General features: G+C 35.3%; 17 protein-coding genes. 13 read left to right on the forward strand and 4 right to left on the reverse strand.

Going from position 1 to position 23022, the window contains the following annotated elements:
• Nucleotides 1-10 precede the first annotated feature (10 nt).
• The 8 genes from PGH12_RS02690 (at nucleotide 11) to PGH12_RS02725 (ending at nucleotide 10628) form a co-directional block, all read left to right on the forward strand.
• Complete coding sequence (locus PGH12_RS02690; RefSeq protein WP_267598929.1) at nucleotides 11-1579, forward strand: RagB/SusD family nutrient uptake outer membrane protein; 1569 nt, start codon at nucleotides 11-13, stop codon at nucleotides 1577-1579.
• A gap of 1 nt (nucleotide 1580) precedes the next feature.
• A complete protein-coding gene (locus PGH12_RS02695; RefSeq protein WP_267598930.1) occupies nucleotides 1581-2996 on the forward strand; it encodes a glycoside hydrolase family 30 protein in 1416 nt (471 codons plus the stop codon).
• A gap of 164 nt (nucleotides 2997-3160) precedes the next feature.
• Nucleotides 3161-5383, forward strand: a complete 2223-nt coding sequence (gene bglX, locus PGH12_RS02700; RefSeq protein WP_267598932.1) for a beta-glucosidase BglX — start codon at nucleotides 3161-3163, stop codon at nucleotides 5381-5383.
• A 343-nt stretch (nucleotides 5384-5726) separates the two neighbouring features.
• Complete coding sequence (locus PGH12_RS02705; protein WP_267598933.1) at nucleotides 5727-6539, forward strand: glycoside hydrolase family 16 protein; 813 nt, start codon at nucleotides 5727-5729, stop codon at nucleotides 6537-6539.
• 59 nt (nucleotides 6540-6598) lie between these two features.
• Nucleotides 6599-8038: a glycoside hydrolase family 30 protein gene (locus tag PGH12_RS02710; RefSeq protein ID WP_267598934.1), complete on the forward strand. Its 1440-nt coding sequence runs from the start codon at nucleotides 6599-6601 to the stop codon at nucleotides 8036-8038.
• A gap of 199 nt (nucleotides 8039-8237) precedes the next feature.
• Nucleotides 8238-8711, forward strand: a complete 474-nt coding sequence (locus tag PGH12_RS02715; protein ID WP_267598935.1) for a hypothetical protein — start codon at nucleotides 8238-8240, stop codon at nucleotides 8709-8711.
• Nucleotides 8665-9249: a terpene synthase family protein gene (locus PGH12_RS02720; protein WP_267598936.1), complete on the forward strand. Its 585-nt coding sequence runs from the start codon at nucleotides 8665-8667 to the stop codon at nucleotides 9247-9249. Before PGH12_RS02715 ends, PGH12_RS02720 begins: the two co-directional genes overlap by 47 nt.
• A 176-nt stretch (nucleotides 9250-9425) precedes the next feature.
• The gene (locus PGH12_RS02725; RefSeq protein WP_267598937.1) at nucleotides 9426-10628 is read left to right on the forward strand and encodes an IS256 family transposase; all 1203 of its coding nucleotides are present in this window, start codon (nucleotides 9426-9428) and stop codon (nucleotides 10626-10628) included.
• Nucleotides 10629-11484: 856 nt separating this feature from the next.
• On the opposite strand, the gene PGH12_RS02730 is transcribed toward PGH12_RS02725, so the two are convergent.
• Nucleotides 11485-12291 carry an enoyl-ACP reductase FabI gene (locus PGH12_RS02730; protein WP_267598938.1) on the reverse strand — a complete coding sequence of 269 codons (807 nt, stop codon included), beginning with the start codon at nucleotides 12289-12291 and terminating at the stop codon, nucleotides 11485-11487.
• 121 nt (nucleotides 12292-12412) lie between these two features.
• Nucleotides 12413-12712 (reverse strand): hypothetical protein, encoded by a 300-nt coding sequence (locus PGH12_RS02735; protein ID WP_267598940.1) that lies wholly within the window; start codon nucleotides 12710-12712, stop codon nucleotides 12413-12415.
• A 350-nt stretch (nucleotides 12713-13062) separates the two neighbouring features.
• On the opposite strand from PGH12_RS02735, the gene PGH12_RS02740 reads away from it, so the two are divergent.
• Entirely contained in the window at nucleotides 13063-14205 is a 1143-nt protein-coding gene (locus PGH12_RS02740) for a phage tail-like protein (protein WP_267598941.1), read from the forward strand.
• 38 nt (nucleotides 14206-14243) lie between these two features.
• Here PGH12_RS02740 and PGH12_RS02745 read toward each other — a convergent pair whose 3' ends face one another.
• On the reverse strand, nucleotides 14244-15098 hold the full coding sequence (locus PGH12_RS02745) for a nucleoside phosphorylase (protein ID WP_267598942.1): 855 nt from the start codon (nucleotides 15096-15098) through the stop codon (nucleotides 14244-14246).
• 205 nt (nucleotides 15099-15303) lie between these two features.
• Between PGH12_RS02745 and PGH12_RS02750 the strand changes: the two genes are divergently transcribed.
• From PGH12_RS02750 to PGH12_RS02760, 3 genes are all read left to right on the forward strand, one after another.
• Nucleotides 15304-17088: a cytochrome-c peroxidase gene (locus PGH12_RS02750; RefSeq protein ID WP_267598943.1), complete on the forward strand. Its 1785-nt coding sequence runs from the start codon at nucleotides 15304-15306 to the stop codon at nucleotides 17086-17088.
• A gap of 236 nt (nucleotides 17089-17324) precedes the next feature.
• Entirely contained in the window at nucleotides 17325-19472 is a 2148-nt protein-coding gene (locus PGH12_RS02755; protein WP_267598944.1) for an alkaline phosphatase PhoX, read from the forward strand.
• Between the two features lie 57 nt (nucleotides 19473-19529).
• On the forward strand, nucleotides 19530-20429 hold the full coding sequence (locus PGH12_RS02760) for a leucine-rich repeat domain-containing protein (protein WP_267598945.1): 900 nt from the start codon (nucleotides 19530-19532) through the stop codon (nucleotides 20427-20429).
• A 1-nt stretch (nucleotide 20430) separates the two neighbouring features.
• Here the strand turns inward: PGH12_RS02760 and PGH12_RS02765 are convergent, their stop codons facing one another.
• Nucleotides 20431-20754 (reverse strand): translation initiation factor, encoded by a 324-nt coding sequence (locus PGH12_RS02765; protein ID WP_229984884.1) that lies wholly within the window; start codon nucleotides 20752-20754, stop codon nucleotides 20431-20433.
• A 613-nt stretch (nucleotides 20755-21367) separates the two neighbouring features.
• Here PGH12_RS02765 and gpmI point away from each other — a divergent pair.
• Complete coding sequence (gpmI, locus tag PGH12_RS02770) at nucleotides 21368-22909, forward strand: 2,3-bisphosphoglycerate-independent phosphoglycerate mutase (RefSeq protein ID WP_267598946.1); 1542 nt, start codon at nucleotides 21368-21370, stop codon at nucleotides 22907-22909.
• Nucleotides 22910-23022 lie beyond the last annotated feature (113 nt).

Here is a 23022-nt window from a genome sequence, read left to right on the forward strand (position 1 = left end):
TAAAGAAAAAATGAAAAATAAAAGATTTTTATATAAAAGTTTATCGGTGTTGCTTTTAGCGGGAGCAACTTTCGGTGCCGTTTCTTGTAATGATTCTAATCTTGAAGATGTAAAAAATACAGGAACATTTGATACAGAAAATTACTTTAAAAACGAAGAGCAGTCCTTTAGCGGATTGGTTTCTGTTTACGATTTATTGAGAAAGTATTCTGGTGGTTTTGAAAACGATGTTACATTTTTTAATGCAGCGTCCGATGATTTTTACTCAGGAGGTGGTAGTTCTACAGATGGAGCTGGTATTCAGGGAATGTCTAATTTCACAATCAACCCCATCATCATGCCCGCAAGTTATTGGAGAGATTATTATCAAGGCATTGCTAGAGCAAATCTTTTGGTTGATAGAATTCCAAATGCCACTATGAATGATCAGACCAGAAAAAGGTTTGTTGCAGAAGCAAAGACATTGCGATCTTTATACTATTTTGAATTGGTAAGAATGTTTGGCAGAGTTCCTTTAATTCTGATTCCTATTAAATCAAATGACGATTACTATAATATTCCACAAGCAAATGTGGCTGATATTTACACACAGATACAATCAGATATTCTAGCATCTATAGCTGACCTGCCGATGACGGCTTCTGGTGCGGAAAAGGGTAGAATAACGCAAGGAACAGCACGCGCTATTTTGGGTAAAATTTATTTGTATAATAAAAAATACAGCGAAGCAGCAGCTCAATTTGAAATGGTGAACGGAACTCCCGGAGGTACTAGCCAATATGGTTACAAATTAGTTGCCAATTTTGCAGATTTATTTAAAATTGGAGCCAGCAATGAAAGTATTGATCCTTACAAGTTTAGCACTGAGTCTATTCTTGAAGTTATGCACACGAACAAAGGAAATTCAGACTGGAGTTTCTGGGGTTCAGGAAAAGATGAAGGAAATTCAGTCAATCAGATGGTTGGTATTATTTCGTACGGTAAAGTAACACCTCCTCAAGGTGCTCCGGCTAATAATGCTCCAGAAATGGTTTCGGGATGGGGATTCAATCCAATGACAGTAGACTTATTTAATTTTATGCAGGGTGATCCTCGTTTGGATGCTACTGTTTTTAATGCTAAAAAGCTAGTTCAAGATGGAAAAATCACGTATTCGGGAGGATATAGAGATACCGGATATTTCTTAAATAAGTACATGCCTAGAGAAGTGGATAAATCTATTTTACCCGGCACACCAGAGTTGAACTTCCGTCAAAATTATATCGCCATAAGACTTGCAGATACTTACTTGATGGAAGCAGAAGCATTGAATGGTTCCGGATCGCGAGCTCAGGCTTTATTAGATGCCGTAAGAGCTAGAGTTGGCTTAACACCAGTTCCAGTTTCAATGCAGGCTATCAAAGACGAAAGAAGAAGAGAATTGGCTGGCGAAGGTCACAGATTCTTTGACTTGGTAAGATGGGGTGACGCTCCTGCAAAATTAGGTGCAAGAGGATTCACTGCCGGGAAAAATGAAATTTTACCAATTCCTTTTAATGAGCTTACAAACACAGCTCTAGTACAAAACCCTAATTACTAGAATGAAATTTCATAAATCATATAGTTTCTTTTTAAAGAGTACTGCACTGCTATTCAGCGGTGTGGTACTTTTATCTTTATCGTCATGTAAAACTAGTAAAGTTCAAATTTGGCTTACTAAAGGTGATGAAAGTGTAAAATTACAACAGCAAACTCCAATAAGTTTTGTAAATAATTCTAATAACTTTCAAAATATTGAAATTGATGACACTCAAAAGTTTCAATATGTTGATGGTTTTGGATATACATTAACGGGCGGAAGTGTCGAGGTGATTAACCGTCTTTCAGCAGCAAAAAGAAAGGCTTTATTGAACGAAATTTTCGGAAAAGAAGAAAATTCTATCTCCATTAGTTATTTGCGATTAAGCATTGGCGCATCAGATTTGGATGGTGAAGTTTTTTCTTACAATGATCTACCTCAGGAACAAACTGATCTAACGTTGTCTAAATTCAGTCTCGCAAGAGATAAAAATTTAATTGCGATGTTAAAAGAAATTTTAACAATCAATCCAAAAATTAAAATCATAGCAGCGCCTTGGTCTCCTCCGGTTTGGATGAAAGATAACGGGAAATCAATTGGCGGAAGCCTGAAACCTCAATTTTATGATGTTTATGCAAGATATTTTGTAAAATACATCCAGGAAATGCAAAAAGAAGGAATTACAATCGACGCAATAACTCCTCAAAATGAACCGTTACATCCGGGAAACAATCCCAGTTTGTTAATGGTTTCTAATCAGCAGAGAGATTTTATTAAGCAAAGTTTAGGACCGATTTTTAAGGCAAATAATATTAAAACTAAAATTGTCGTTTACGACCATAATTGTAACAAACCCGAATATGCCATCAACATTTTAAATGATGCTGAAGCTAACCAATATATTGACGGTTCAGCTTTTCATTTATACGAAGGTGATATTTCAGCTTTAAAAACAGTTCACGATGCTCATCCAAATAAAAACCTTTATTTTACCGAACAATGGACGGGTGCCAAAGGTACTTTTAATGAAGATTTGAACTGGCACACCAAAAATGTTATCATCGGTTCGATGAGAAATTGGAGCAAAATTGCTTTAGAATGGAATTTAGCTAATGATCAGGAATATAAACCACATACTGCAGGAGGTTGTACAGAATGTAAAGGTGCAATTACAGTTTCAGATAAAGAAAACTTCACAAGAAATGTAGCGTATTATATTATTGCCCATGCATCAAAATTTGTTCCGGCCAACTCTCAGAGAATTTCTTCAACGCAGACAGATCAGCTTTCAACAGTTGCTTTCAAAACTCCTGAAGGAAAAACTGTTTTGATTGTTCAGAATTATAGAAAGAACGACGAAAATTTTAACATTAAATATAAAAACAAAGCAGCCTCTGTAACCATTTCGGGAAGCTCGGTTGCTACTTATGTTTTTTAGAATTATATGCAAAACAATTATCAATTTTTAAATTTATTAAACTTTGTGTTCTTTGCTAAGTAGAACGCCTTTGCGAACTTAAAAATCAACAGAATTATTTGCAAAAAATCTTTGTGGACTTTGCGTTAAAATTAATTTAAAGCTTCGAGAAAAAATAAATTACAATGAAAAAACTTTATTTCATATTAGCATTTACAGTATTAGGATTCAATTCTTTTGGACAAAAAACAATTGACCAAAAAGTTTCTGAGTTGTTGTCTAAAATGACCTTAGAAGAAAAAGTAGGACAGTTGGTGCAATACAGTGGTTTTGAATATGCAACCGGGCCACAAAATTCCAATTCTGCGAGTGTTTTAGATGAAATAAAAAAAGGTAATGTGGGTTCTATGTTGAATGTAGCAGGAGCAGAAGAAACCAGAAAATTTCAGGAGTTAGCTTTAAAATCAAGATTGAAAATTCCTTTGTTATTCGGTCAGGATGTAATTCATGGGTACAGAACAACATTTCCCGTGAACCTGGGTCAGGCTGCGAGCTGGGATTTAGGTTTAATAGAAAAATCAGAAAGAATTGCCGCAACAGAAGCTTCTGCGTACGGAATTCACTGGACTTTTGCACCAATGGTTGATGTTGCCAGAGATCCAAGATGGGGTAGAGTAATGGAAGGTTCTGGTGAAGATACATATTTGGGAACTTTAATTGGTTTAGCAAGAATCAAAGGATTTCAGGGGAAAGGTCTTGGAAATCTTGATGCGATTATGGCTTGTGCAAAGCATTTCGCAGCGTATGGAGCGGCAGTTGGCGGAAGAGATTACAATTCTGTTGATATGAGTTTAAGACAATTGAATGAGACCTATCTTCCTCCTTTCAAAGCTGCTGCTGAAGCGGGTGTTGCTACTTTTATGAATTCTTTTAATGATATCAACGGAATTCCGGCGACGGCAAACAACTATATTTTAAGAGATCTTTTAAAAGGAAAATGGAATTATAAAGGTTTTGTCGTATCAGACTGGGGAAGTATTGGCGAAATGGTTCCTCACGGTTACGCAAAAGATAATAAAGAAGCTGCAGAAAAAGCAATAAATGCGGGAAGTGATATGGATATGGAAAGCCGTGCGTACATGGCTGAACTTCCTAATCTAGTTAAAGAAGGAAAAGTTGATCCAAAGTTGATTGACGATGCAGCAAGAAGAATTTTAGTTAAAAAATTCGAAATGGGATTATTCGATGATCCTTACAGATTCAGCAACGAAAATAGACAGAAAGAACAGTTAAACAATCCGGAAAATAGAAAATTCGGGAGAGAATTTGGATCGAAATCTATTGTTTTACTTAAAAATGAAAAGAACATTCTTCCGCTTTCAAAAACTATAAAAACTGTCGCATTAATCGGGCCTTTCGGGAAAGAAACGGTTGCGAACCACGGATTTTGGTCTGTTGCTTTTAAAGATGATAATCAAAGAATCATCACTCAGTTTGACGGAATTAAAAATCAATTAGACAAAAACTCAACCTTATTCTACGCAAAAGGTGCCAACATTGATGATCAGGACAAATCGATGTTTGCTGAAGCGTTGGAAACAGCAAAAAAAGCAGATGTTGTGATCATGACTTTAGGCGAAGGTTCAGCAATGAGTGGCGAGGCGAAAAGTAGAAGTAACTTACATTTCACGGGCGTTCAAGAAGATTTATTGAAAGAAATTGCAAAAACTGGAAAACCCATCGTTTTAATGATTAACGCAGGAAGACCTTTGGTGTTTGATTGGGCTGCAGACAATATTCCGACCATCGTTTACACTTGGTGGCTGGGGACGGAAGCCGGAAATTCTATTGCAGATGTTCTTTTTGGAACCGTAAATCCTGGTGGGAAATTGCCAATGAGTTTCCCTAGAACGGTTGGTCAGGTTCCGATTTATTACAACCATTACAATACCGGTAGACCGGCGAAAAATAATACCGACAGAAATTATGTTTCAGCTTACATTGATTTGGATAATGACCCGAAATTTCCTTTTGGTTATGGATTAAGTTACACTCAGTTTAAATATTCTGATATGAATTTAAGCTCAACAAATCTTAAAGGAAATCAGACTTTGAATATTAGCGTAATTATTTCCAATACCGGAAAATATGATGGGGAAGAAGTGGTGCAATTGTACATCCGAGATTTGGTAGGGAAAGTTATAAGACCTGTGCAAGAATTAAAAGGTTTTCAAAAAGTTTTCATCAAAAAAGGAGAAAGTAAAACGATCAATTTTACATTGACTCCAGAAAATCTGAAGTTTTTTGACGATCAACTGAATTACGATTGGGAAGGCGGAGAATTTGATATCATGGTCGGAACCGATTCTCATAATGTTCAGGCTAAGAGGATTAATTGGTCAAAATAATATCAACTCATTTACTAAGAGCGGGATGAAACCCGCTTTTGGTGGTAGAAGACATTAATTTTAAATGAATTAAACGCAATTTTTAGTTTTTATATCAATAGTTTTTGCAATGATGAGTCGACAAGAAAAACTTTGAAAATTGATAACAATTAAATTTAATCTAAGAATTTTTGAAGTAAAGATTTAAATATTATAAAGAATAATTTAAGGAGCAAAGAATTGCGACAAAGTCGCTTATCAAGCTAGCTTCATCAAATCAATTTATTGATTAAACCTTTGCTCCTTTAATAAAATATTTTAAAATTAAAACTTTGCGTTAAAAAAATATTGAAGCTAAAAATATATGAAAATTAAACTCCAATACATTATTCACTTTTTAATCGGTGGAACTTTAGTTTTTTCATCATTAAGTTGTGCTTCAAACAAGCCACATTCCGACAGGAAATTAATTTGGAATGACGAGTTTAATGGAAAAGGGTTACCAGATTCCACAAAATGGAATTACGATGTGGGTGGCGATGGTTACGGAAATAATGAAGCTCAGTTTTACACTAAAAACCGTCTGGAAAATGCGAGAATGGAGAACGGAAATCTTGTCATTGAAGCTAAAAAAGAAAACTGGGAAAAGAATAAATATACTTCTGCAAGACTTTTAACAAAGGGGAAATTTTCCTTTCAATACGGAACAATTGAAGTTCGTGCTAAACTTCCGAAAGGTCGCGGAACATGGCCCGCAATCTGGATGATGAGCGAAAATATGAAAAAATGGCCTGATGACGGAGAATTGGATATTATGGAACACGTTGGTTTTAATCAGGGTTATATTCACGCATCGGTTCATACGAAAAAGTACAATCACATTATCGGAACTCAGAAAACAGATACGCTAATTGTGAAAGATGCAAGTGAAAAATTCCATATCTATAAAGCTGATTGGACACCTGAAAGAATTGATGTTTATATTGATAATCAGAAGTTCTTCACGTATGAAAATAAAGATAAAACGTATGAATCATGGCCTTTTGATCAGCCATATTTTATCATTCTAAATCTTGCTGTCGGCGGATTTTGGGGCGGAAAAGAAGGGATTGATGATACTGTTTTCCCTCAGAAATATTATATAGATTACGTAAGAGTCTATGAGAATAAAAAATAAACGATACGAAAATTCCCATTTTATCGGGTTTAAATAAAATAGAAAAAGAAGAAGAAATTATGAAGAAATTAGTAGTAAGCTGTTTTGTAATCGGATTTGCATTCAATGCAAATGCACAAAATTACTGGAAAAAAAATGCAGGAAAAACAGCCAAAGTAATTTTTACCAATGCAAAAACCAATGAGAAAATGGTTGATAAAGGAATGGTGAAATTCGAGAAAATGGCTCAGCCGAAAGAAACGGATGCGTGTATTTTTGTAGATCCTGATTTTAAATATCAAAGATTAATAGGAATCGGGGGTGCAATCACAGATGCATCAGCAGAAACTTTTTACAAGCTTCCAAAGAATAAGCAGAATGAAATCATTGAAGCTTATTATGGTAAAAACGGTTTGGGATATACGGTTGTTCGTACCAATATGAACTCTTGTGATTTCTCAAGCGATTCTTATACCTATGTGACGGAAAACGATCATTCTCTGAAGTCTTTTAATGTTGCGCATGATGAAAAGTTTAAAATTCCAATGATCAAAGAAGCTCAGAAAGCGATCGGTAACAATTTTACCTTTTATTTTTCTCCGTGGAGTCCGCCCGCGTGGATGAAGTCAAATAAAAGCATGCTGAAAGGTGGAAGATTGGAAAACCAAAATTATCAGACCTGGGCAGATTATTATGTGAAATTCATCAAAGAATACGAAAAAAGAGGAATCAATATTTGGGGATTGACCATTCAGAACGAACCAATGGCAACTCAAACCTGGGAATCTTGTATTTACACAGCGGAAGAAGAAGGGGAGTTCCTGAAAAAGAATTTAGGTCCGACGCTCTGGAAAAACGGATACAAGGACAAGAAAGTAATGATCTGGGATCACAACCGTGATTTAATTTATCAAAGAGCAACTACAACTTTAAGCGATCCTGAAACTTCAAAATACGCCCACGGAATTGGCTATCACTGGTATGAAACGTGGAACAATAAAACGCAGCTTTTCGATAATTTATTGGAAACCCAAAGAGCTTTCCCTGATAAGTTTTTGGCTTTTACAGAAGGTTGCAAAGAGCAGTTTGATTTAACTAAAATTTACGATGTAAGTTTAGGCGAATTGTACGGCAGGAATATGATCAACGATTTCAATAAAGGAACTGCTTTATGGACAGATTGGAACGTTCTTCTCGACGAAACAGGCGGGCCAAATCATGTTGGGAATTTCTGTTTTGCCCCAATAATCGCCGATACAAAAACCGGAGAAATTCATTATACTTATGAATATTATTATGTGGGTCATGTATCGAAATTTATCAAACCCAACGCTCAAAGAATCGGAACCTCATCAAATAGAGCTGCTTTAACCTCAACCACTTTCATGAACGAAAACGGACAATTGGTAACTGTCATCATGAATGATTCTGAAAATGACATCGACACCAATCTTTGGATCGAAGGAATGTCGGCAAAATTATCTTCACCTGCACATTCTATACAAACTGTAATTTTATAGACTTCATATTAACATTTTTATTATTAGGATCGGCGGCACCTTTTGTGCCGCCGATTTGTTTTGTTTAATTAAAATATCTATTGCTATTTTACGATCTAAATCGTTGATTACATATATTTTATAATTTCGTTAAAAAAAATCGTGTGGTATCAAATTTAATATTAAATTTAACCTACCATTTAATTAAAACAAAATAATTATGAACGCACTTAGCACAAATGAAAACTTTTATGCTGTTTTACAGCATCTTCCCAAACCAAAGTATCCGTTTCCCGATTTTATTCATCCCGACATGCAAAAACAGAGGGAAGAATATTACGAATGGATCGACAAAGAGTATGCATTTCAGAGCATAGAAGCCAAAGAGAAGCATAAAAAGCATCACCTAACAGATATCGCAGCAAGAGGATGTCCATTTTTAAAAGATTTAGCAGAGTTGCGTCCATTAGCAAATTATACGGCAAACGGCGCGATGATGGATGATTATTTTGATCGTTGTTCGCGTGATGAAATGTATCAAATAATGAATCAAATTATTACTTTACTGTCAGGTGAAGACCCTCACGAGCCCAAAGAAAATGGGATATTCCATTTGTTTTGGGTTTTAAGACAAGATGCTATAAAATGTGAAATTCCTGAAAAAAATTTATACAAGATTTGTAAAATCAATTAAGGATGTTTTGATAGGATATTCGGAGGAAAAAATTTATTACAGAGCAAATACAGTTCCTCCTTTGTCGGTTTATCTCCTTATTAGAGAAGCAACAAGCGGAGTACAGCCTTATTGTGACTATGTAATTTTACAGAAAGAGTACCGAAATCTTCCCGAGGAAGTTTTTGATCACCCTTATATCAAACGTCTTTATAGTCTATGCTCACTAATGATTGGAATTCATAATGATATTATTTCTTTACCAAAAGAACTGATGCGGGAAGGTAATACGATGAATATCGTGAAAGTTCTGCAGAAAGAAAATAATTTATCGTTAATAGACGCTTATAAAAAAGCTATGGAAATTCATGATGACTATCTGAAACAATTCTTAATCCTGCAGGAGCATCTTCCTCCATTCGGCGAGTATCAGAGCAATGTGTATGATTATGTGCAGGATCTTGGCACCATGATTTCCGGAGTATATGCATGGCATACAAATGACACATCAAGATACATTGACGGAGGATATGTTGAAGGCGAATTTTCCGGCTGGTAATTAAATAAAATTTTATTGATTGAAAAACCCATGTAGAATATCATGGGTTTTTTATTTTTCCGGTAGTGTCTCACTAATTGTGTAAGTTAAAAAGTTATTCTGGAAAATTTTGAGCCCTCATAGCTCAAAAAATTTTACGGAAATAACTTTTTATTATTTTTAACCATTACATAGTTATGATAGACAAAGAAGACTTATTAAACAACAAGGATTTCTATAAGTCCTTTAAAAATGGAGAAGACCTAACCTCTTTCTTCAAAGAAATGCATAAGCGAGCTGTAGAACATATGCTTGATGCAGAATTGGACACCCATCTGGATAATGAAAAGCATGAGAAATCCATCACTGGAAATTACAGAAACGGATATGGGACCAAAAAGATAAAATCCTCATTTGGCGAATCTGAAATTAAAGTTCCCCGAGATAGAGAAGGCAGTTTTGAGCCTGCATTAGTCCCCAAAAGACACAACATCATCGATGGTTTGGAGAATATTATTATCTCATTCTATGCTAAAGGAATGAGTGTAAGCGATATTGAAGAACAAATCAAAGAAATGTATGATTTTGAAGTCTCCACATCTACCATCTCACGAATCACCAATGCTGTTGCCAGTGAAGTGGTGAGTTGGCAGAACCGTCCGCTTGAAGATTTATACCTCATTGTCTGGATGGATGGCATTGTTTTCAAGGTAAGGGAAAACTCCAAAGTCATTAATAAAACCGTTTATCTGGCTGTGGGATTAAACCGTGACGGGAGAAAGGAAGTGTTAGGAATGTGGCTTGGAAAAAATGAAAGTTCAGCTTTCTGGATGGGCGTTCTCACAGATTTAAAAGCCCGTGGTGTAGAGGATATTCTCATCACCGCCACCGATAATTTAAACGGATTTACCCAGACTATTCGTTCTGTTTTTCCTGAATCTCAAACCCAAATTTGTGTCGTACACCAAATCAGAAATGCCTGCAAATATGTGGTTTGGAAGGACAGAAAAGAATTTTCTGCCGATATGAAACATATTTACACCGCTCCAACAAAACAAGCAGATGAAGCAGTTCTGGGTGATTTTGCAGCAAAATGGGAAAGCAAATATTCTTATTCTATTGCATCCTGGCGGAATAATTGGGATGAACTGACCGTATTTTTTGAATTCCCTTTAGAGATCCGAAAAATCATTTATACCACCAATTTAATTGAAAACCTCAACGGTAAAATTCGAAAATACACCATAAACAAAATGTCTTTTCCTACAGATGATGCCGTCATGAAATCAGTGTATCTCGCTTTAAAAGAAGCTACTAAAAAATGGACAATGCCAATTCAAAATTGGGGTATTGTTCTTAACCAGTTTATGCTTATTTTTGAACAAAGGCTCAGATTATAAAATCCAAGCCCTAACTTTTTAACTTACACACTTTATGCGATAGTGTCATTTTTCCTAAACTTTCATTACTTAATATTTACCTTATTTCCACAATTCAACAACCCATTCTCAATCCAGAATCCATCTTTAGCTTCGGAGCCGAATCATTCACGTTCAAAACTTCAGAATCTACACTTTGACCTGCATATTCTATTTCCAGAAAATACTCCTGTTCGCTGCCTTCTAGTAGCTGCCTTCCAATTGTTGCCTTTATTGCGGAAATATTCAGAAGGTAATTGTTGTATACCTTTTATGAACTCTCAGTACATAATCATGCTCAAAAACCAGATGATAAGATCTATGGAAAATTTATTCGTCCATCAGAGGGAACAATAACGTATGATTACAAGTTAATTTTATTACTCTATTTTTTCAAGCTTTAGCCATTTATTACTGATAAATCTTCCTGATTTAATAAAGTAAAAATTCTTAATTTTTTTTTATGTACATTGTGTTAATTGTACTATCATTTGAACATATTCCTTCTCCATCGTATTTTAAAATAAATACTTTATCTGTTTTCTTCAACAGAATATTCTCCTTCGCAATAGGCTTGTAGAGAATTATTTGTGTCAAGTTTTAGATATATTTTATTATCACTAAAATGAAATCAAATTTCATGTTAATTTTATTTTCAGTACCTATTTCTTCAACTGTTGTTGTAATTGTATAATTACCACTAAGATAATTTTGTGCACAACTATTAATACACAATAAAAATGTAAACGCAATAACAAATTTTTTCATTATAATTCTTGTTTTACACAAAAAAGCCGAAACAGTAATGTTCCGGCTAAATTATTTTTAAATAAAATATTTACATATCGTATTTTGCAATTACTTTCTGGGTAACTCCTGAACTGCTGAAACCTCCATCATGGAAAAGATTCTGCATCGTTACTTTTTTAGTAAGATCAGAAAATAAAGTTACACAGTAATCGGCACATTCCAAAGCGGTTGCGTTTCCAAGAGGAGACATATCTTCGGCATAACCAAGAAATCCTCCGAAACCTTTTACTCCGCTTCCTGCAGTAGTTACCGTAGGAGACTGAGAAACAGTGTTTACACGCACTTTTCTCTCACCCCAATAGTTTCCGAAAGTTCTGGCAATACTTTCGAGATAAGCTTTGTTGTCAGACATATCATTATAATCAGGGAACGTTCTTTGAGCAGCAATATACGATAAAGCAAGAATGCTTCCCCATTCGTTCATACAGTCTTTTTCCCACGCGGTACGCATTACTTTATGAAAAGAAACTGCCGAAATATCCCATCCTTTTTCTGTCCAGTCGTAATTCATTTCTGTATAATGTTTCCCTTTTCTTACATTTACGGACATTCCTATTGAGTGAAGGATAAAATCAATCTTACCAAATTTTGCAATGGCAGCATCAAAAAGTTTCCCAAGATCTTCTGTAGACGTTGCATCGGCACCAATCACTTCAGAACCGGTTTTTTCTGCTAAACCATTCAGTTCTCCCATTCTCAATGCGATAGGAGCATTTGATAAAATAAACTCAGCGCCTTCTTCATGGCATCTCTCAGCAACTTTCCATGCGATAGATTGTTCATTAAGGGCTCCAAAAATAATTCCCTTCTTCCCTTTAAGTAAACCGTATGACATAATTTTTTAATGTTTAATATTTACAAATGTAGCAATAATTTGTGTTTAGCACATAATAAAAAACGGAGCCTTTGTAAAAAGACTCCATTTTTTTTGAATATATTTAAAAGACTGAATTTTTCTAATTCGTTTTCTTGTTCCATTCTGCTTTTACATCTTCAGCAGCATCTTTCGTTTTTTCCCATGCATCACTTGCTCCGTCTTTTATATCTTCCCAAGTGTCAGATGCATTAGCTTTTACTCTGTCTAGCCAGTCTTCCTGCGTTGCTTCCTGGTCGTTGTCACGCTTTTCTTTGATATAATCTCTCGCTTTGTCTGCCAAATCGCTAACTTTCCATTTTGCGTCATTAGCTGTACTTCTTAAAGAGTCTTCTGTGTTGTTAACTGCTTTTTCTGCTTTGTTATAATCTTGATTGTCCATAATAATAAGTATTTGAGTGTTATATAAATTATAATACACAAGAACCATACCTAAAGAAATAAAAGATTTGTTAATTTTTTCACAATTATTTTAAAAGGAAATTTTAGAGTTTAAGTATTTATTTTACCGAGTGAAATTACAACGAGTGAATCGTCTAATATCCATTAGTCAGTCTGAGTTGATAATAGCATATCGCTACATCACATTAGTAACTGTTTAATATTTATTTGAATCAACATTCACAAATAACATCAATATGTTAATAATTACCACCAATAATTTGTAAAACGTTAATATCATGCTACTTTATTCTATATCTTTGCAAAAACTAAGAAGCTAAGAAACTAAAAATGAAAACTAAATTATTACTTATTTCCCTTCTGTCAGCATTTTCGCTAACGGTAGCAAGGGCTCAGGTTGGGATAGGAACATTAACGCCGGACGCATCTGCAATTTTGCATCTGAGCAATCCAAACAAGGGACTTCTTCTGACGAGTATAGCACTTACTTCCGTAAACGACGCGTCGACAATTCCGTCGCCTGCAACAGGACTTTTAATCTGGAATAATGGACTCGGTGGCTTAGCAGCAAAGGGTCTTTATTATTGGGACAACAGCAAGTGGAATTCTCTATCATCTGCAAATTCATCTGCAAATGTAAACGCATGGAATACTTCCGGAGGAAATTCGGGCTCTGGTTCTGGCGCAAGTACAACCATTTCGATGGGGACTTCCAGCTATGACGATCTCGTTTTGCTAGTTAATAATAACTCTGCTGCAAGATTTGGTGCTAATAATTCAGTAAGTATAGGAATTCAGTCTGCGGCAGCTAACGGTGGAGTAGCGATGGGCCACAATGCGCAGTCAACTTCAAATCAAAGTGCTGCATTCGGTGTTAATTCTATTGCCGCAGGTTACCAGTCGGTTGCACTGGGATATAACGCTAAAACGAACTCAAATAGTGAAACTGCATTAGGATACAATACACTGACAAACGGGCAAAACTCTACAGCTTTAGGTTCTGGCGCGGCGGCCACGGGTCAGTTTTCTACAGCTCTCGGATATGGCTCTTCGACGAATCAGGCAAATGCAATAATCCTTGGGAACTCATTTGCTAACGTAGGGATTGGTACAGATACGCCGAACAACTCTGTAAAAATAGATGTAAACGGACAGTATAAACTTGGCACAAACGGCAGCGTTCACAAAAATCAAATCAGTTTTGAAGTTTGGCCAAATGTGTCAATTACAGGACTGCAATCTGGCCGTACAGATCAGATTACAATAAATATTCCGGCAGGATTTCAGCCGGGTTCTACCAAGGCAAGCATTGTTGTCTCTCCGGCAAATGATTTTGCAGGGAACACAAATTTCGGGTTAAGCAACCCGAGAATGAACTCAGTTTCAAGCCTTACAGTCAATGTCACCAATATCTCAAATGGTAATGCAAATCTGTATTCCGGCCACTTTTATGTTACGATCAGCGAATTTTAAAAAGAAAAAAGGATTCTTATCAAGAATCCTTTGTAAATTTATTTAATAACTCTTTCCAAAACCCATTCTATGAGTCGTTTTTCAGAGTTGTGGTGATCAGACGAAAACTCTCCGCGTCTTCTGTTGGCAATTACATTGTTTACAGTAATTGCTTTATGACCCAAAAGTTTTGCAAATGCATAAATAGCCGATGTTTCCATTTCAAAATTGGTGATTCCGAGATCGTTTAAAGTCTCAAGGAATTGATCATCAAGAGCTTTCAAACGAAGTTCTCTGCCTTGCGGAGCATAAAATCCGGGAAAAGTAGCTGTATTACCGTGATATTTTGCATCTTTAAAAATTTCACCCAATTCTGCCGACCATTCTGAAAAATAAAGCATCGGTTTAATTGTTTCATATGGAAATTTCTGTGTGAAGTTTTTAGAAAATTCGTTCTCAAAATTGTGATCCTTGTAAAAATGCATCAGTCCGTCAAAACCAACTACATTTTGAGTAACCAGCATATTATCGACCTGTACATCAGGATTTACGCTTCCGCAAGTTCCCATTCTGTACAGTTCAAGAGTTTTGTGCTCTGTTTTAAATTCTTTTTTCTGAAGATCGATATTCACCAAAGCATCCAGCTCATTCATCACAATATCAATGTTTTCAGTACCAATTCCTGTTGATAACACAGAAATTCTTTTACCACGTAAAGTTCCTGTATGGGTATAGAATTCTCTTTTGTTTTTTTTAATTTCTACAGTGTCAAAATATTGAGAGACTTTTGGTACACGATCTGGATCGCCCACAAGAATTATTTTTTCTGCGATATCTTCCGGTAGAAGATTCAGGTGATAAACGCTTCCGTCAGTATTAAGAACAAGCTCTGAAGCTGAAAGTTTATTTAGCATAATATTTTTATATAGTTTAAATGATCATCTGTTTTTTACAATTTTAAGGGATTTAAAAGTAATGAATATAAATGAAGCAAAATGTAAACATTATTTAATTTTTCGTTAAAACTGCGGTAATCTTAGGATGATAGTTTTGCAGATGCGAAAATTCACGAAAAATTATCTTTTAATCATCTTTACAGCGATCATTGGTTGCGCAATAATGTCTTTTAATACAGTTGATGAAGGGATAAAAGTTGAAAAAACATTTGTCGAAGAAGGTTTATTAAAATTTAAAATTCAACTTGAAAATTTAAAATCAGACGTTTACCTCTATAAGGAAGATAAAATTACCATCGGAAAACTACAGTCTTCCTTAAAAGATACCAGAAATTCGTACAAAGAAATTGAATTCTACATCGCCTACCATTATCCTGAATTTTCAAAAACACATCTTAATGCAGCTCCCTTATTTAGAATTGAAGCAGCCGGAACTTCTGCTTACACGTTGCCTCCGGAAGGCTTGCAGGTACTTGATGAACTGATTTTTTCTGATGAAGCAGATGACCGGAAAGATAAAATCATCGAAATCACAGATTTTCTGTTCAATAATTATAATAATTTTTATGTAAGTACGATAAAAAATGGCTTAAGCAAAGGAAATAATAAAACTTTAGCTTTAAGAATCGAACTTATCAGAATTTATACGCTAGGATTAACGGGCTTTGATACGCCAGGATCTCTGAATATTTCTGAAGAAGCTTCATTTGCTTTTCGGGGAATGCAAAAGTATATTCAGACCGAATCTTATTTTAAAAATTTCGATACTTCCAAAGCAGAAAAGCTTATCTCAGAAAGCATAATTTATCTCTCAAAAAATCAGGATTTTGAAACATTTGACCGTATAGAATTTTATAAAAAATACCTACAGCCTATATATGAAGAATTGGGTATATGGGATGGGAATTCAGATGACTTAAAAGAGTTTTCTGGTTGGAATGTCAGCAATAAAAACTTTTTCAGCAGCGATTTTCTTGATCCTTATTTTTTTACAATCTTAAAAAGTTCTGAAGATAATAATGAATTGAGAAATTTAGGTAAAGAAATATTTTTTGATGAAAACCTTAGCGACAACGGTAAAATGAGCTGCGCAACCTGCCACCTTCCGGAAAATGGTTTTGCAGACGGTGAAGCAAAATCTCTGAGTAATGCAGAAGGAAAAACGGTTTTGAGAAATTCTCCTTCCTTATATAATGCAGTTTTTGCCAAAAGATTTTTCTACGATATGCGTGCTTTTTATCTCGAACAACAGGCAGAACATGTCATCTATAATAGCGATGAATTTAATACCAGTTACGAAAGCATCATCAAAAAACTAAAAACAAAACCTGATTATAAAAAGGCATTCCGCAAAGCATTCAAAAATGGAGATATTGATAAACAGAATTTCTCTAAAGCCTTAAGTTCGTATGTTTCATCTTTATATTCTTTCGACAGCGATTTTGACAGGTTTATGAGAAGCGAGAAAGAAATTTCAGATGATGCCAAAAAAGGATTCAATCTTTTTATGGGCAAAGCCAATTGTGCAACCTGTCATTTTGCGCCCCATTTTTCAGGTTTGGTTCCTCCGTTTTTTAATGAAAATGAATCTGAAGTTTTGGGTGTGACGAAAAAACCGATTAAAATTTCTCCTTTGGAAATAGATTCTGATCAGGGAAGAATAAAAAGTAATGTCAAAAAAGAAGATTCTTGGATCTATGAAAATTCTTTCAAAACGATGACGGTGAGAAATATTGCTTTAACAAAACCTTACTTTCATAATGGAGCTTTCAATACTTTGGAAGAGGTTTTAGATTTTTATAATGAAGGCGGAGGAGAAGGTTTAGGTTTAAAAATAAAAAATCAGACATTGCCTGCCGACAAACTGAATCTTACAGAAACGGAAATCAAACAAATTATCGCTTTTCTGAATTCTCTGACCGATGTTAGTAAAGCGAAAGTGAAGTAGTATTATTTACGATGAATGTTGTGTATTTGACAATGTTTTTTCAATTTTTTGCAAATAATATTTTAAAAATTTCGCACAATTTATTAGTACAATACGATTCGATTTAACAATAAATTAATGCTCGTAACATTTGGTTTGGGATTTATTAATATTGAGATAGATTTAATTAAAACCCTATTAACAGAGGGTTCATTACAAAAAGATAGTTTTGCAACGATAAATAAAGGTATTAATAAATGAAAAGAAAATTACTTACAGTTGCTGCACTTGCTTTGATGACGAGTACAGCACTTCAAGCTCAGACAACGATATTTCCTTTGGGATCATCTTGGAAATTTAATGATAATGATGTTGCGCTTGTGAGCAGCTGGAAAGATGCAAATTACAACACTTCAGCTTGGCCTTCCGGAAACGGACCTCTAGGATATGGTGATCCTGTAACTACTAGTTTCGTATCAGGTGTTGATACGGCATATCTTACCAAAGATTTTACTGTAAACTTGGCTGATCTTACCAACACTGTGGAATTTGGCGTAAGAAGAGACGATGGTATAATTGTTTATCTGAATGGCGAAGAAGTGGTGAGAGATAATATGAACGCAGGAGTTGTAAATCATGCAGATTTCTCAACCGGAATTGTTGACGGAGCGGCAGAAACAGCCATTAATATTTTTTCTATTCCGAAAAACAAGTTTGTTCAGGGTAATAACAGAATATCCATCGAACTTCATAATAGAAGCGCAACAAGTTCAGATCTTACCATTGATGCTTATCTTAAAAATATAGGAACAGTAATACCTCCCGCAAATACTTGCACCGGAACTCACATCAGCTGTTTTACATCAATTGTTCCAACTGCTCAAACCTCAAAACTCATTATTCCTGCTGAACACAGATTTCAGATGATCTTGAAAGAGGGAGAAGCTTATACAGAAGGTGGCGGTTTCGTTGGAGGACAAAACGATTTTACAGGTTATGTAGCCAAAAATGCAAGTAGTACAAATGGTTATCTTTCGGTAAATCATGAGACCAGTCCTGGTGGTGTGACAATGGCAGAAATCAATTACAATAGTACCTCAAAACTTTGGCAGTTAACAAAATCCAGAGGTGTTAGTTTTTCTGCAACAAGTCTGGTTCAGACAATCAGAAACTGTTCCGGTGGGGTGACTCCCTGGGGAACTATCGTTACAGCCGAAGAATCTGTAACAGGAAATGATACCAATGCAGACGGATACCATGATTACGGCTGGTTGGTAGAAATTGATCCTGCAACCGCCCAGGTAATGTCACATAATGCCAATGGAACAAAAGATAAACTTTGGCAGATGGGAATTATGAATCACGAAAATGTAGTCGTGAATAATGCAGGAACAATTGCATACTACGGCGAAGATGGAGGAACAAACATGGTTTACAAATACGTCATGGATACACCGAATAATCTTGCAGTAGGTAACTTATACGTTTTGCATCTAGATCAGGGAATTTCTGCTGGAAATCCTGTAGGAACTACAGCAACGTGGATTCAGGTTCCGAATAAAACGCAGGCTGACCAAAATAATACACAGGCATTAGCTCAATCATTGGGCGGAACAGCTTTCAATGGAGTAGAGGATGTAGAAATAAGCCCTCTCGACGGAAAAGTTTATTTCACAGCGAAAGGTTTAGACAAAATCTATAGATTACAGGATAATGGTACAACGGCCTCTCAGGTTGAAGTTTTTGCTGGCGGATCTACAACTCAATATTCATTTAATACTGCACAAGGTGTAAAAACTGAATTTTGGGGAGATGGTAATGATAACTTAACTTTTGACGAATTAGGAAATCTTTGGGTTCTTCAGGATGGCGGTAAAAACTACATTTGGGTAATTGCTCCAGATCATACAGCAGCAAATCCGAAGGTGAGACTTTTTGCTTCAATGCCTGCAGGTTCAGAACCTACGGGATTAACGTTCACTCCAGATCATAAATTCGGATTCTTCTCTGTACAACATCCTAGTTCTACCATTGATACTGATACCGATGCTACGGGAAATGTTATCAATTACAAAGGGAAATCTGCAACCATGGTCATTGCCTTACAACAGTTTTTAGGAACAAATGCGGTATTGGGAACTACCGAAACTGTAAAGGAAACAGAAGTAACAGTTTCTCCTAACCCGACAGCAGGATTGGTGAAAATTGACGCTCCGAAAGCTTTGAAAAATCTTGAAGTAACTGCTTACAGTATGGATGGTAAAATTGTTTACCAGAAAAAATTTACAGGAAACAACTCATCTCTTGAGCTGGATTTTACATCTCAACTTCAGGTTTCAAGAGTTTTAATGTTAAACATAGAAGCAGATGGCTTCCAGAAAACCGTGAAAATTCTCAAAAAATAATTACTAATTTTCTTTCAACAGCTGCCGGCAGTTTCTTTGTCGGTGGCTTTTTTTATTATGAAGAAATTACTTTTTACAATCATTTTGCTTTCTGTTTCACAAGTAAAAGCGCAGATTGATCCCATCAAATATCCAACATTTACTGAAATTGATGAGGCTTTAAAAAGCGTTCAACCGGTTTACAGCATCAGTTTCAGAGCCAAAGGAATTTTCAATGTTCCCAAACAGTTAGACCAAATGCAGTCTCTTTTTTTTCTGAATTTGATGGAGAATAATCTGGAAAAAATCGACAATGAAATTTTTGCGTTAAAAGAATTAGAAATTTTAAACATCAATTCCAACAATATAAAGTTTATTCCTGATGAGATCGGGAAGCTTAAGATACTACATACTTTCTCGATAAATCTCAACGGTCTTACGATGATAAATCCTAATGTAGCAAAACTTCAAAACCTTAAAACGGTACACTTTGATGCCAACAATCTGAATGTTTTTCCTGAATCATTGTTAGAAATTCCATCTTTGGAAGAGATAAATCTTAGCAGCAATCAAATTAGTTTTGTTTCGAAAAATTTAGATAAAATTAAAAATTTAAGGTATTTAAATCTTTCAGCCAATCAGATCAATGATTTAGCCGATGTGAAATTTCCTGAAAAAATAAAGTATCTCGAACTGCAGCAAAATACTATCGTAAAACTTCCGGAAGATTTATTTAAATCAAAAAATCTGGAGTTTTTAAATGTCAGCAATAATAATCTGAAAGAAATTTCTCCAAAAGTAGATGGCTTAAAAGGTATTGTCAGTATGAATTTGGCCCACAATCAACTTAGAGACCTTCCAAAAGAATTTAGTCAACTTAAAAACCTGAAAACACTGATTTTAGCAGGAAACCCGATGGAAAAAGAAACCATTAAGAAACTTAAAGAATTGATGCCGCAAACGCAGATTTATTTTTAAATTATCCACCGACTCTCTTTGTTTTAAAACCTAAATCTTTAAGAATAGTCATAATTTTATCACGGTTATCACCCTGTATGATGATTGTGCCGTCTTTCTCAGAACCACCGATTCCCAAAGTGGTTTTTATTTTTTTGGAGATTTTTTTCAGATCTTCTTCACTTCCTTCCCAGCCTTCAACGATGGTTACGGGTTTTCCGTTTCTTCCCTTTTTTTCAAATTTGCAAACCAATGGTTCCTTTTGCTTAAATTGCTCTTCAGGCATCTGAAATTCCTGCTCTTCATGTTCAGGAAAAAGGTTTTTGAGTTGATCACGTAAATCCATGCGGCAAAATTAATAAAATATTTAAAAGGTTTTAAAATTAAAAAACTGAATGATTTATTTTAAACAAAAATCTGTGGGATCTGTGAGAGGTATCTATCCTGCAAATTTTCACAGATGATTGATGCTTAGAATTTAATATTACTTTATTTAACTAGTTGTTCCTTTTAAATCTTTGTATTTCTAAAATAAGTGAAACGGCTTTGTTTACCTTTATTTCAGTATTAAAAAAAAATTCTTAGTTTATCCTTGCGTTTTTTTTATCGCTAAGAAAGACTAAGTTTTTAAAATAGATTTCTTTTTTAAGACAAACAATGGTATTTCATTTAGCAAAGAAACACAATTGTTTAAATATCAATCATTTAAATATATCTTCACAATGCACAACGAGTTTCATTTAATATATTTAAGAAGCTTTTTAGTAAATGATCCCCGGGCAGAGCCCCGAGGTATTCAATGGAAAAGATCTATTTTTTAGTCTTATGAAAAACCATCCGTTTTTCAAACTTTTCCTCTTTTGATCTCGAGGTATTCTCTTCGAATAAAAATTTAAGTTGTTCAAATTCTTGAATTCATTTCTAAATTAATAAATTTGTTTGTAAAAAATAAATTTAGAATGTCAAAAAAAGCAATACTGGCAATACTTGACGGATGGGGTTTGGGTCAAAATCCTGAAGTTTCCGCATTAGCTCAGGCAAACACACCTTTTATAGATAGCTGTTATCAAAAATTTCCTCATACTACTTTAGAAGCAAGCGGTTTGGCTGTGGGACTTCCTCTAGGACAGATGGGGAACTCTGAAGTGGGGCATATGAACCTTGGCGCCGGACGAGTGGTTTACCAAAATCTGGTAAAACTAAACATGGCAGTTGAAAACGGAACTTTGGGACATGAGCAGGTGATTCAGGATGCTTTTGCTTACGCAAAAACTGAAAATAAAAACGTACATTTTATAGGATTAGTTTCCAACGGTGGAGTGCATTCACATATCAATCACCTAAAAGGTTTGCTTTCTGCGGCTAAAGAATTTGGTTTAAACGAAAATGTTTATGTTCACGCATTTACAGATGGTAGAGATTGCGATCCGCATTCGGGACTGGCGTTTGTAGAAGAACTTCAGAACCATATGCTTTATACTACAGGAAAACTTGCGACCGTGATCGGAAGATATTACGCAATGGATAGAGACAAGCGTTGGGAACGTGTGAAATTGGCATATGACGCAATGACGGAAGGTGTTGGTGAAAGAACTACCGATGTGATCTCGGCCATCCAGACTTCATATCATAATGAGGTTACGGATGAATTTATCAAGCCAATAATTCTTGTAAAGGACACGCAGATGGGAAATGTAGTTCCTGTTGCAAAAATCGTTGATAATGATGTGGTAATTTGCTTCAATTTCCGTACAGACAGAGGTAGAGAAATTACAGAAGTTCTTTCTCAGCACGATATGCCGGAATATTTCATGAGAAAACTGAATCTTCATTACGTTACGTTAACAAATTATGACAAAACATATGAAAATGTACACGTTGTTTTTGATGAAGAAGTTTTGAAAGAAACGATGGGCGAAATTCTTGAGAGAAACGGAAAAAGCCAAATAAGAATTGCTGAAACTGAAAAATATCCTCACGTTACATTTTTCTTTTCGGGCGGTCGAGAAGAAGAATTTCATGGCGAAAAAAGATTATTGTGTCCGAGCCCGAAGGATGTTCCTACTTATGATCTTAAACCTGAAATGTCCGCATATGAGATCACAAATTCAATTATTCCTGAATTGGAAAACGGAACTGCTGATTTTATCTGTTTAAATTTTGCAAATACAGATATGGTGGGTCATACAGGAGTTTTTGAAGCCGCTGTGAAGGCTGCTGAAACAGTTGATCAATGTATCGAAAAAGTGGCAACAACTGCTTATGAGCACGGTTACGCTGTATTCATATTAGCTGATCACGGCAATTCTGATGTAATGATCAACGCAGATGGTTCACCAAACACACAACACTCTACCAATCTTGTACCTTTGATCGTGATGGATAAAGATCACGAATGGAATTTAAAATCTGGGAAATTAGGCGATATGGCTCCGACGATTTTATCGGTGATGGGCGTCGAAATTCCGGCAATAATGACGGGAGATATTCTTGTAAGCTGAAAATTTGAAATAATATAGCATAAAAACCGTTGTCTAATAGACAGCGGTTTTTTTTATGATTTTACTCAAAATATTATGAGAGGCATAGAATAGTATGCTCCAAATAATAAAAT

The organism is Chryseobacterium sp. CY350, from assembly GCF_027945075.1.
In the GTDB taxonomy this organism is placed as follows: domain Bacteria; phylum Bacteroidota; class Bacteroidia; order Flavobacteriales; family Weeksellaceae; genus Chryseobacterium.